The 12,988-nt window shown below is 60.8% G+C and carries 8 protein-coding genes; 7 read left to right on the top strand and 1 reads right to left on the bottom strand.

What is annotated here, in order from left to right:
• Nucleotides 1–164: 164 nt before the first annotated feature.
• Genes J2W40_RS05590 through J2W40_RS05560 form a run of 7 tightly spaced genes read left to right on the top strand, consistent with a single transcriptional unit; the run spans nt 165 to nt 11,776 of the window.
• Nucleotides 165–2,555, top strand: coding sequence for a TonB-dependent receptor (locus tag J2W40_RS05590; RefSeq protein ID WP_310222518.1), 2,391 nt, complete (start codon nt 165–167; stop codon nt 2,553–2,555).
• Nucleotides 2,556–2,613: 58 nt separating this feature from the next.
• Nucleotides 2,614–4,323, top strand: a complete 1,710-nt coding sequence (locus J2W40_RS05585) for an arylsulfatase (protein ID WP_310222516.1) — start codon at nt 2,614–2,616, stop codon at nt 4,321–4,323.
• Nucleotides 4,320–6,029 (top strand): glycoside hydrolase family 3 protein, encoded by a 1,710-nt coding sequence (locus J2W40_RS05580; RefSeq protein ID WP_310222514.1) that lies wholly within the window; start codon nt 4,320–4,322, stop codon nt 6,027–6,029. The genes J2W40_RS05585 and J2W40_RS05580 overlap by 4 nt, the downstream gene beginning before the upstream one ends.
• Nucleotides 6,023–7,945 (top strand): glycoside hydrolase family 3 protein, encoded by a 1,923-nt coding sequence (locus tag J2W40_RS05575; RefSeq protein WP_310222512.1) that lies wholly within the window; start codon nt 6,023–6,025, stop codon nt 7,943–7,945. Before J2W40_RS05580 ends, J2W40_RS05575 begins: the two co-directional genes overlap by 7 nt.
• An 11-nt stretch (nt 7,946–7,956) precedes the next feature.
• Nucleotides 7,957–8,889, top strand: a complete 933-nt coding sequence (locus J2W40_RS05570; RefSeq protein ID WP_310222510.1) for a formylglycine-generating enzyme family protein — start codon at nt 7,957–7,959, stop codon at nt 8,887–8,889.
• Nucleotides 8,886–10,526 (top strand): sulfatase family protein, encoded by a 1,641-nt coding sequence (locus J2W40_RS05565; protein WP_310222508.1) that lies wholly within the window; start codon nt 8,886–8,888, stop codon nt 10,524–10,526. Before J2W40_RS05570 ends, J2W40_RS05565 begins: the two co-directional genes overlap by 4 nt.
• Complete coding sequence (locus tag J2W40_RS05560) at nt 10,523–11,776, top strand: MFS transporter (protein ID WP_310222506.1); 1,254 nt, start codon at nt 10,523–10,525, stop codon at nt 11,774–11,776. The genes J2W40_RS05565 and J2W40_RS05560 overlap by 4 nt, the downstream gene beginning before the upstream one ends.
• Before the next feature lie 9 nt (nt 11,777–11,785).
• Here J2W40_RS05560 and J2W40_RS05555 read toward each other — a convergent pair whose 3' ends face one another.
• Complete coding sequence (locus J2W40_RS05555) at nt 11,786–12,946, bottom strand: diguanylate cyclase domain-containing protein (RefSeq protein ID WP_310222504.1); 1,161 nt, start codon at nt 12,944–12,946, stop codon at nt 11,786–11,788.
• Nucleotides 12,947–12,988: the final 42 nt, after the last annotated feature.

The raw sequence follows: 12,988 nt of genomic DNA, 5'->3' as shown, positions 1-12,988 counted from the left end.
CAACCCCGCCCGGAAAAACATGTAGCGCTACATATTTGTTTGACTCAAGGGCTGGAAGGCAACATGTAGCGCTACAAGATCAATGGGCGCTTCGGGTCGCATAGCCCATTTTGTTTGTTTGCAAACGTCGGAAATCAATCCGGCTGGCATAAAGGGGAGGTAGTATGAAAGCTTCTAAACTCACGCAGCGTCTGTCCGGCTCATCCATGATTGGGCTGATCGCGACGCTCGCCGCCGCCAACATGACCCCCGCCTTTGCGCAGGACGCAGCGGCCCTCGCCGCAGAACCCAATAACGCCAGCACCGACATCGTCGTAACTGCCCAAAAGCGCGCAGAGCGGCTGCAGGACGTGCCGCTGGCCGTCACTGCTGTTTCGGCCGATACGCTGGCCAACCGCCAGATCAATGACAGCGCCTCGCTGGTTCAGGCCGTGCCGTCGCTGACCTTCCAGCAGGGGGCAACACCTACCAACAGCAGCTTCCGCATCCGCGGCATCGGTACTGCCCTGTTCGGGCAGGGCGTCGAGGCCTCCGTCTCCACCGTTGTCGATGGCGTCGTTGCCGTGCGCCAGACGCAGGGCTTCACCGATCTCGCCGATATCGAGCGTGTCGAAGTGCTGCGCGGCCCTCAAGGAACGCTGTTCGGCAAGAATGCCACCGCGGGCGTCATCAGCGTCACGACCGCGCGCCCGTCGCGCGATTTTGAAGGCCGGGGCGAAGTCACCATTGCCGAGCATGGCGAATATCGCGCCCGTGGCACTGTGTCCGGCCCGATCAGCGACACGCTGCGCGCCCGCGTCACTGGCTTTTATAACGATGTACGCGGCATTGCGCGCAATATCGCTACCGATAGCTGGGACAATGGCTCCAAATCCTGGGGTGTGCGCGGCAAGCTGGAATGGGACGCGACGGAGAATCTGAACCTTCTGTTCACCGGCGAATATCGCAAGACCGATGCCGATTGCTGTGCTTCGACCTGGATCGCGATCAACAATCCCAATCTTCAGGCGTTGGTCGGCCCGATCAATGCCACGCGCGAAAACCGGACACTCAATGATGAGACGGTGACCTATTCCAACAGCAACCAGCAGACCTATTCGTTGCAGGCGGATTGGGATCTGGGCGCTGCGACGATCACGTCCATCACGGCCTACCAGGACTATTATCTGGAAGTGAACCAGCCGATCGAGCGCATCAACAGCAGCGTTCCGCTCTTCGTCGGTGCATCGGCCGCCTATGCCGACTGGAGCCGTAACAGCGGCATCGTCGACCTGAGCGCGTTCAGCCAGGAATTGCGGATCGCCAACAATGACAGCGGCGACTTCAACTATGTCGCTGGTGTTTTCTATATGCATTCCGACATCAAGCGGCCGTTCGACCGGCGTCGGGCGCGCTGTACGGCTGGCACCTTTGGGCAGCCCTGCGCGCCTGCCAATACGATCTACCAGTCTTCGGCGAGCAATATCCGTCTGAAGCAGGACAGTCTCGCAGCCTTCGGTCAGGTTGAATATCGCATCGTCGGCGGCCTGAAAGCCATTGGCGGCCTGCGCCTGCAATATGAAAAGGGCACCAATAGCGGCAGCCGCATTTCGCCGCTGGTTTCCGGTGATGCGGTGCTGCCGGGTAATGCGCCAGTGAGCGGATCGATCACAGCGGACGATACGGCGGTCACTGGCAAGGCGGGCCTGCAATATGAGTTCAGCCGCGATGCCCAGGTTTATGCCAGCTACACGCGCGGTTATAAGGGGCTGGGTTACGAAATGGAGATCGGCGCCAACCTGGCCGATCAGAGCGTGTTGGAGCCGGAGCATGTCAATGCCTATGAAATCGGCTTCAAGGGGCGCACGTTAGACGGCGTATTGAGCTTCAGCACCGCGCTGTTCCTGGCGGACTATTCCAATCTTCAGGTGCAGGCCAACCGGTCGGATATCGCCGCAGGCGTGGTCCAGTTCGCGCCAACCAATGCGGGCAAGTCGCGGACCAAGGGCTTTGAGGTCGAGGCGACCGTGCGCCCCGATGATAATTTCAGCCTGACCGGCGCTGTCACCTATTCGGATGCCACAATGAACATCGATGGCCTCAACTGCCCGCAGCAATTTAACGCCAGCGCGCCGGTTCTGTCGGGTATGCCCACCAACATCTGCTACCGCCCGGCAGCAGGTGTCACGCCCATCCAGAATTTGCGCGGCGCGACGTTGCCGGTCAGCCCGCGTTGGAAGATCAGCTTCGCCCCTCGGTATGAAGCGGATATTGCCGGTACCAACCTGGCGGGTTTTGCGCAGGTTGGCGTCAACTTCCAGAGCACGATGAACTTCTCGGTCGAGCAGGACCCGCTGCTGGAACAGCCCGCCTACACGCTGGTTGATGCCAGCATCGGCGTGAAGCAGATTGACGGCCGCTACAGCCTGACCCTGTTCGTCAAGAATCTGTTTGACGAAAACTATCTCACCAGCATCGGCCATACGTCGTTCCTGGGTGGCAATACCGATCTGGTCGGCACCTTCAATAAGGATGCGGACCGCTACTTCGGCGCCACCCTCGGCGTGAAGTTCTGATCGAAGGGCGCGGCGGCACAATGTTGCCGCGCCACTAATTTGAGTGGGAGCGGGTCCGATGAAGAAACCCTTGTTGCTGGCGGCATCCATGCTCGTTGTGGGATTGGGCTGGTCGGGTGCTAGCGCCGCGCCCAAGGCGACGCCGGTCGCCAAGCCCAATATCGTCCTCATCGTCCTGGATGATGTCGGCTTTTCCGATCTGGGTGCCTTCGGTTCGGAAATCCGCACCCCCAATATTGATGCGCTGGCCGCTACCGGGCTGCGCTATAATCGATTTGACAGCAAGGCGGTCTGCACGCCGACCCGCGCGGCCTTGCTGACCGGCCGCAACAACCAGACGGTGCGAATGGCGGACCTACCGACCAATCAGCGCACTGACGACATGACCCGTGATCGCGGGGAAGTCGCCCACAATGCACAGATGCTGCCCCAGGCGCTGAAAGCGGCGGGCTATCGCACCTATGGCGTAGGAAAATGGCATCTTGGCCCTGAATATGAGGATGGCAAGCCTGGCAACAATGCGTCTTGGCCGCTCCAGCGCGGGTTTGACCGTTTCCATGGCTTTTATCTGGGCTGGACGGATCAATATCGTCCTGACCTGATCGAAGGGAATGAAAAGCTGCCTAAGCCTGAAAAGCCCGGCTATCATTTCTCTACCGATATGGCGGATCAGGCCATCGCCAATATCGACGATGCGGCGGACAAACCCTTTTTCCTCTATTTCGCCATGGGCGCGGCCCACGCGCCGCTGCAGGTGCCACGCGCCTATATCGACCGCTATCGCGACGTTTATGAAAAGGGATGGGATGCGATCCGCGCCGAACGCTTCGCGCGCATGAAGAAGATCGGCATCATTCCTGACGACACCATCATGACCCCGCGCGCGGCCGGTGATCGGGCCTGGGATGCGCTTAGCGACGACGAAAAAGCGGTCTTTGCGCGCCATATGGCAACCTATGCCGGATTTATCGACCATGCCGACGAACAGATTGGCCGGGTGATCCAGCGGCTCAAGGACAAGGGCCAGTACGACAATACGATCATCATGCTGATCTCCGACAATGGTGCCGCGGCTGAAGCCGGACAAAATGGCGGCTTCGAAACCATGTATCGGCCGAGCAAATTCAGCTTCGCGCAGCAGCGGGAACGGATCGACGATATCGGGACTGTCAAGCTGCACCCGGAATATCCTCAGCCATGGGCCTGGGCGGGCGGCACGCCCTTTCGGCGCTACAAGTCCTGGCCCTATGCCGGGGGCGTCCGCACGCCCATGATCGTTTCCTGGCCTTCCGTCATTCGCGATAGCGGTGCCATACGAACGCAATTTGTCGACACGATCGACCTTGCCCCCACCTTGCTGGATGCGGCCGGAGCCAGTTTCGCGCGGACGGTCGATGGCGACGCGCAAATTCCTGTCGCGGGTCAGTCGATCCGCAAGACCTTTAGGGACGCAACCGCAAAAACGCGCTCGGTCCAATATTTCGAACTGCGTGGCCAACGTGCAATTACGTCGGGCAACTGGCGCGCGGTCGCGATGCACCAACACGGCACTGATTTCGCCAAGGATAAGTGGGAATTGTTCGATATTTCGAAGGATTATTCCGAAAGCACGGACCTTGCCGCGCGCTATCCTGCCAAGCTTGAAGAGATGAAGGCGCTATGGTGGCGTGAGGCGCGGAAATATAGCACGCCGCCGCTCGCCGAACCGCCTGAAATATTCGCAAAGCGTGGGCGCTATGTCGACGCTTTTCCCGAAGCGCCCAAATGAATCCGAGCGTCGAAGTTTTGCCGCCCGGTTCCTTCCAACGCATCAGTCCCCTGGCCCTGTCGCCAGAGGATATGCGCTGGGTCGAACGCACGCGCGACGCCCTGAGCGTCGAGGCGCAGATCGCGCAACTGTTCATCCTGTCCTCGCGCCATGACAGCGCGGCGGAAACCGACGAACTGATCGCCCGTGCGCCTGGCGGCATTCACCGCTTCCCGACGCGCGACCTAGATGCGGCCTGGACTGCGGCGCGCGATGCGGTTGAGCGATCCGAGGTGCCGATCATTCTGTCGGGCGATATTGAAGGCGGCACTGTCAGCTATCCCTTCACCACCGCCATTCCCAACCAGATGGGCATTGCCGCCTGCGACGATATTGCGCTGAGCACCCAACTCGCGACGATCGTGGGCCAAGAAAGCCGCGCGCTTGGCTATAACTGGTCCTTCACCCCGGTCGTCGATATCAACCGTGCCTTCCGCAACCCGATCGTCGGCACCCGCTCCTATGGGTCCGACCCGGACCGCATTCTCGATCAGGCCAAGGCCTATATCCGCGCGCTGCAGGCGCAGGGCGTTGCCGCCTGCGCCAAACATTGGCCGGGCGACGGGCTGGACGATCGCGACCAGCATCTGGTCACCAGCGTCAACGACATGGAAATGGGTGAATGGGAGGCGACTTTCGGCCGCATCTTCCGCGCGCTGATCGACGATGGCGTGATGACGATCATGTCCGCGCATATCGCGCTGCCCGCCTATATACGCGACAAATTGCCGCGCGCGGGCGCACAGGCCTTTGAGCCCGCATCAGTATCCCGCCTGCTGAACGAGGAATTGTTGCGCGGCCAGCTTGGCTTTGACGGGCTGATCCTGTCCGATGCCACTGTCATGGGCGGGCTCACCAGTTGGATGGGCCGCGCCGAAGCCGTGCCCGCCATCATCGAAAATGGCTGCGACATGTTCCTGTTCAGCCGCGACCCGGCGCAGGATATGGCACTGATGCTCAAGGGCCTGCGCGAAGGTCGCCTGTCGGAGCGCCGCCTGCATGAAGCGGTCACCCGCTGCCTATCGCTCAAGGCGAATCTCGGTCTGCACCGCATGACGCTGGACGAACGGATCGCACCCTTGCCGCAGGTGCGCGACGCCTTGCGTCGCCCCGATCATCTGACGATCGCAAAACGGGCTGTCGCGGGCAGCCTCACCCTCGTCAAAGATCGCGATGCGCTTCTGCCGATCAGCCCTGCGCGCCATCAGCGCATCGTGGTGATATCGGACGAGGGAACGAGCTTCTTTGCGGGCGCACCGGACCGCGACTTCACCCCGATGATGCAAGATTTGCAGGAACGGGGGTTCGAAGTCCGCCCGTTCGATCCCGATGCCATGCCCACGCGGGAAGACACCGACCTCGTCCTCTATCTGATTGGTCAGGAAGCCACGCCGGGACTCAGCCACATCTTCCTTGACTTCGCCAAGCTGCACGCTGGCCCGCGCAATGCGATGATCCAGTTTAACCGGGAAATCCCGACGCTGCTCATCTCCTTCGGCCAGCCTTATTATCTTTATGACGCGCCGAACTTCTCCACCTATATCAATGCCTACGCCTCGCTGTCTGATATTCAGACGGCACTGGTTGATCGGCTAGTCGGCGATGCGCCTTTCACCGGGGTAAGCCCGGTCGATGCATTTTGCGGGAAAGGGCAGTTACGATGGTAGGGTTTGGCAAATTGCTGGTGGCGACCGTCGCCTTTTTCACTTTGGGTGCGGCCGCTGCGCCGCCATCGGGTTGGCGCGATCTCAATCATAATGGCCGTCTTGACCCATATGAGGATAAAAGAGTCTCCGTCGATCGGCGGGTCGAGGACTTGCTGGCTCGCATGACTTTGGCGGAAAAGGCCGGACTGATGCTCCACGGCACGTTGCCGACGCCCGGATCGCCGATCGGCTTTGGTGGGGTAGTCTATGATCAGGCGGCGACGACCCGCTTGATGCGGGATCGCCGCATATCCAGCTTCATCACCCGCCTCGTCGTGCCACCTGCGCAACTGGCGGCACAGAATAATGCGATCCAAAAACTGGCGGAGGCCGGACGCCTCGGCATTCCAGCGACGATCAGCACTGACCCGCGCCACCATTTCCAGGCAACCTTGGGGGCCAGCACGACGGGCGGCGACTTTTCGTTATGGCCCGACATGCTCGGCTTCGCAGCGCTGAACGATCCCGTCGTGATGCGTCGTTTCGGCGACATCGCCCGCGCCGAATATCGCGCCGTCGGCATCCATATGGCCTTGTCGCCCCAGGCTGATCTGGCCACCGAACCACGCTGGGCGCGCTTTTCGGCGACCTTCGGGTCTGACCCGGACACCGTGTCCCGCCTGGCTGGTGCCTATGTCGAAGGGTTTCAGCAGGGGACTAAGGGCGTTACCGCGCAAGGGGTCGCCACCGTCGTCAAACATTGGGTCGGCTATGGCGCGCAGCCGGGCGGGTTTGACGGGCATAATTTCTATGGTCGCCATGCTGCCCTGACCGACGCTTCCTTCGCCCACCATGTCCGCGCCTTTGACGGGGCTTTGGCGGCTCGCAGCGCTGGCGTCATGCCCACCTATGTCATCGTGCAGGGGCCAAAGGTCGCGGGGCAGCCGATAGAGCCAGTCGGCGGCGGCTTCAACAAGCAATTGCTGTCCGGCCTGCTGCGCGGCGACAAGGGTTTTACCGGCCTGATCGTATCGGATTGGTCGATAACTCGTGATTGCCCCAAGGATTGCGTCGCGCCCGATGCCGCCAATCCGCAATCACCCGCGTCGATCGGCATGCCCTGGGGAATGGAGCAGGCGGACACGACAACGCGCTTCGCCAAGGGTATAGAAGCTGGCATTGACCAGTTCGGCGGCACCGACGATGCCGCGCCGATCCTTGATGCCGTTGCCAAGGGACTGGTCAGCGTCCAGCGGATCGACGAGTCCGCCCGCCGCATCCTGCGCTTAAAGTTCGAACAGGGATTGTTCGACAACCCTTATGTCGACGAGCAGGCCGCGGCGCAGATCGTCGGCAACGTGCAGGCCCAGCGCCAAGCCGATGTTGTCCAGCGCGCCAGCCAGGTGCTGCTGCGCAATGATCGCGCAACCCTGCCAGTGGCACCGGGCCAGCGCATCTGGCTGCACGGCGTCGATCCGGCTGCGGCCAGCGCCGCTGGCTTCGTCGTGGTGGACGATCCTGCCAAGGCGCAGGTCGCGCTGGTGCGCACAGCGACGCCGTTCGAAACCTTGCACCCCCATCATTTCTTCGGCTCCCGCCAGCATGAAGGGCGGCTGGATTTCCGTGCCGATGACAAGGATGTGCAGGCGATCGCGCGCGCGTCCGCCCATGTCCCCACCATCATTGCCGTGGAGATGGACCGCCCGGCTATCCTGACCGCAATCGAATCCATGGCCAGCGCCCTGATCGTCACTTTCGGCGCGAGCGACGCCGCCGTGCTCGACGTGGTTGCAGGCCATGCCAAGGCACAGGGTCGCTTGCCCTTCTCGCTGCCCCGGTCGATGGCCGATGTCGAGGCACAGCGCCCCGACCTGTCTGATGATGGCCCAACGCCCGCCTATCCGCGCGGTGCAGGCATCATGCTCGGCGGCGGCTAATGACGGAGGGCATGCACCACCTGCCCGGCGGAGCGTTCCAGATGGGATCGGACAATTTCTATTCCGAAGAAGCGCCTGTCCGTCGCGTTCAGGTCGATGGCTTCTGGATCGACGAGGTGCCGGTGACAAACCGCGATTTCGCGCGCTTCGTGGCGGCGACAGGCCATGTCACGCTCGCCGAGATCGCGCCCGATCCGAAGGATTATCCGGGCATGGACCCGTCGCTGGCGCTGCCTGGATCTTTGTTGTTCCAACGCACGCGCGGCCCCGTTGATCTGGCCGATTACGGCCAATGGTGGCAGTTCAGCTTCGGCACCGACTGGCGGCACCCCCATGGCCCCGACAGCAGCCTCGACGGGCTAGAGGATCATCCGGTCGTCCATGTCGCGTTCGAGGATGCCGAAGCCTATGCAAAATGGGCAGGAAAATCGCTGCCGACCGAAGCGGAATGGGAATATGCCGCGCGCGGCGGTCTGGACGGCGCAGACTTCTCCTGGGGTGACGAACTGGCACCCGGCGGCGCGATGTTGGCGAATTATTGGCAAGGTGCCTTCCCCTTCGCCAACACGCTGGACGATGGCTATGAACGGACATCGCCGGTCCGTACCTATTCCGCCAACGGCCATGGCCTGTTCGACATGATCGGCAATGTCTGGGAATGGACCGTCGACTGGTTCGCCCAGCCCCGGATCGAGCGCAAGGCGAAGGGTAGCTGCTGCGTCCCCGCCAATCCGCGCGGTGGCACGAAGCGCGAAAGTCTTGACCCCGCCAATCCCGATACGCCGATCCCGCGCAAGGTGCTCAAGGGGGGATCGCATCTGTGCGCCCCCAATTATTGCCAGCGCTATCGCCCCGCGGCCCGCCACCCACAGGCGGTGGACAGTTCGACCAGCCATATCGGCTTTCGCTGCATCATTCGTGACAAGAAGGACCATCGCTCATGAAGAACGCCCGCCGCGCGATGCGCGCCGCTGCGCTTGCCGCTTGCACCCTGCTGGGACCGGGCGTGCTGGCCAAGCCCGTCAATGCGCCGCAAAAGCCGACCAATATGATCTTCGTGCTGGTCGATGACCTGCGCTATGACGCGATGGGCTTTCTGACGCCGGGCCTTCAAACCCCGAACATTGATGCCCTGGCCAAGAATGGCGTCTATTTCCCCAATGCCGTGGTGACCTCGTCGCTTTGCTCGCCCAGCCGCGCAACGATCCTGACCGGCCAGACCGCGCGCAACCATGGCGTGATCGACAATAATAACAGTTCGGAGGAAGGGCTGACCTTCTTCCCCAAATATCTTCAGCAGGCAGGCTATCAGACCGGCTTCTTCGGCAAATGGCATATGGGTTTCGACACCGACGCGCCGCGCGAAGGCTTCGACAAATGGGTCAGCTTCAAGGGGCAGGGCACCTATTTCCCGACCGAATTGCTCTCGCCCGAACGGTTGGCTGCGGGCAAGCGGCAAACGCTCAATGTCGATGGTGACGTGGTCAAGCGCACCGGCTACATCACCGACGAACTGACCGATTATGCCATGAACTGGCTGGAAAAGGGACGCGATACGTCCAAGCCTTTCTTTCTCTATCTAAGCCATAAAGCCGTCCATAGCGATCCGCTGCCGCCCGAACGCTACAAGACCCAGTATAGCAATCTCGATATCAAGCTGCCCGCCAGCATGGCGAACACGCCGGAAAATAATGCCGGCAAGCCTTTATGGGTCCAGAACCAGCGCAATAGCTGGCATGGCGCGGATTTCCCCTATCATACCGACAATCCGATGACCGAGCAGGTCCGCGACTATTATCGCACGCTCAGCCCCGTCGATGACAGTCTGGGCCGGATCATGGCCTATCTGAAGAAGAACAAGCTCGACAAGAATACCATGGTCGTCTTCTATTCCGACAATGGTTTCATGATCGGCGAACATGGCCTGATCGACAAGCGCAATGCCTATGAACCCTCGGTCCGCGTGCCGATGATCGTCTGGGCACCGGGCATGGTGCCCAAGGGGGTGACCAACCCGGCGGTCGTGCGCAACCTCGACCTTGCTCCCACCTTCCTCGATATCGCCCATATCGCCAAGCCGCAGCAGATGGAGGGCAAGAGCTTCCTGCCGGTGGTCGAAGGCAAGATCGACGAGAAAGCCTGGAATCCGGGTGATTTCGTCTATGAATATTATTGGGAATGGAGCTTCCCGCAGACCCCCACGACCTTTGCCATCCAGCGCGACCGGGTCAAATATATCCAATATCATGGGGTGTGGGATCTAGAGGAGCTGTATGACCTCAAGACCGACCCCGATGAAATGCACAATCTGATCGCGGACCCGGCCTGGCTCGAAACCAAGATCAGCTTGCGCAAGTCCTTGTTCGACCAACTTGGCAACAAGCAGGGCGAGCATGTCGTGCCCTACACCCGCAAGACGAGTTCGGGGCTGGTCCATCGCAAGATCGACGGCGCGCGCGCGGCCGACTTCCCGGCCGACTGGTATGTTCAGCCCAACCTGCCATCGAAGATGAACGACCTGTTCGCGGATACGCCTGCCAAGTTGAAGGCGGATTCAGAAGGCAAGGCTTACCGGCCATGATCGGCCAGCCGACCGCGGATCAGGGGCGGCCGCCAGTATCGCTCGGCTTCATCGCCGTCTATGTGCTGGCGCAGTTCGGCATCTGGATCGCCCTGCTGACCCCGGTCGTCATCACCATCGCGCTGCGCGTCAGCGAAATTGCAGGGGAAGCCGAAAAGGGCCGCTGGCTCGGCATCATCCTCGCCATCGGCGGCTTCGTCGCGCTCGTGATCACGCCGATCTGCGGCGCGCTGTCGGACCGCACGCGCAGCCGCTTCGGCCGTCGCCGTCCCTGGCTGCTGGGCGGCCTGTTGGTCAGCGGAGTGGGTCTGGCCATCCTTGGCACCGCGCCCAATCTGCTGCTGCTGGGCATTGGCTGGGTCATCTGTCAGGCGGGCTTCAATGCCATGCAGGCGGCCTGCCTGCCCATCCTGCCCGATGTCATTCCCTATCATATGCAGGGTCGCGTTGCTGGCATGTTGGGTATGACATCGACCGCAGGAACCTTTGCTGGCAGTTGGATAACGCAATATACCCAATCGTCGGACCTGATGATGTTCATGGCGCCCTTTGCCATTACGGTCGCCAGCATCCTGACATTATGCGTCATCCTGCCTGATCGGCCTGCGGTCAGCAGCGACAGCAAAATGAATCCGCTCATCATGCTGCGCTCCATCTTTGCGCCTTTTCGCGATTGGGATTTCAGTTGGGCTTTCGGCAGTCGCTTTCTCATCATGATGGCCTGGTCGTTCCTCCTGACCTATCAGCTCTTCTTCCTGACCGACCAGTTGGCGCTCAGCCGGTCGGATGCGACGCAGGTCATGGTCAAATCGATGGCGATCATCGCGTCGGCCACCATCGCCATTTCGCTGGTCGGCGGCTTCATCACCGACTGGACGGGCCGTCGCAAGCCGCTGATCTTCGTCGCCGCCGCGCTGGAAGCCTCCGGCTTTTTGGTCATTGCACTTGCGCCGTCCGTGTCGCAATTCCTGGTCGGCGTCGCCTTGGCGGGGATCGGCAAGGGTCTGTATTTCGCGGTCGATCTGGCGCTGCTCGCGGCTATCCTGCCCAGTGACGAAGACAGGGCCAAGGATATGGGCGTGTTTCAGATCGCCAACTCCCTGCCGCAATCCTTGGCCCCGGCAATCGCGCCCATCATTCTGGCGGTGGGTAGCGCAAGCGGCAAGAACTACGCCGCCATCTATATCGTCGGCTGTCTGTTCGCCTTGCTTGGCGCTTTCGCGATCAAACCGGTCCGCCGCTCGCGGTGAACGCCTCGCTCAGGCGACGGCCAGCCCGGACTGGTGCAAATCCTCTGTCGTGCAAAAATGCACCTGCGCCTTGCCTTTGGCCTTTGATCGATACAGTGCCGTATCGGCAAATGCCATTAGCCGCTCCAGTTCCAGGCCGAATTCGGGGGCCATGGCAATCCCGACGCTCGCGGTAATACGCATCTCGACACCATTGATCAGATAGGGCTCGCTCAACTGCTTGATGATGCGCCGGGCGAGCAGGTCGGCCTGATCCTGATGCCGCACCTGGCATTGCAGCAAAAGAAACTCGTCGCCCCCCAAGCGGCACGCGACATCCTCCGCACGGATCGTGACTTGCAGGCGGCGCGCCACTTCGCGCAACATCGCGTCTCCGGCGGGATGGCCATGTCGATCGTTCACCGCCTTGAAGCCGTCAAGATCAAGATAATGAATGGCCATCTGCTCGTCCGCCGCCGATGGCTGGATGTTGGCCTGAAATGTTTCGCGCAGAAGCAGGCGATTGGGCAGGCCTGTCAGCGGATCGTATCGTGCGAGCGTGGCCAGATCATGTTTGGTGGTCAGATGTTCGACCGAAGAAATGTAGAGATGCCGTACCGACTGCAAACTCATCAAGGTGACCGCCACGAGCAGAAGCGCCTGCAAGACAAAAAACTCCGGGTGCGACACTTTGTCGCTACCACTTGCAGCATGTAGCAACATGGCAATGGCCGTTGGCCCAACCACGAGCGACAAACTTATGACGCATAGCCGTGGACGCGAAGCGTTACGGGATACAATCCCGGCACCAAAGGTGAAAATAAGACTTATCGTGCCGATATGTGCCAGCGGTTCATGGGCCGATAAAGCGCGTATGTGGAGCGCGGCCAAGAGCAGCGCGACCATATAGGTCAGACATGCATAGCGCCTTTCCCAAATTCTTAGACTTGCTATGTCCTGATTGGTCCTGCCCGCACTATCATAAGCTTTTATAAGCCAAACACGGCCAACGGTAACTATCGCTGCACTGCCCGTTAGCGCTGCGATCAGCGGATCGTGCCATTTGAAGTAAATCAATGCGCCAACCAGGACATATAATATCCCAAAACCGATAATCGGCATGGTCATCGCAAACAATGTGGTTACCAAATCGCGATAGACAGCGTCGGGCAGCATGGCATCGCTGACCATTCTGGATGGTAAAGATCGGTGATCCGTTCCTGTCTTGGCGCG

Source organism: Sphingobium xenophagum (assembly GCF_031457465.1).
GTDB lineage: Bacteria > Pseudomonadota > Alphaproteobacteria > Sphingomonadales > Sphingomonadaceae > Sphingobium > Sphingobium xenophagum_A.
This window is presented reverse-complemented; position numbering and strand designations above follow the sequence as displayed.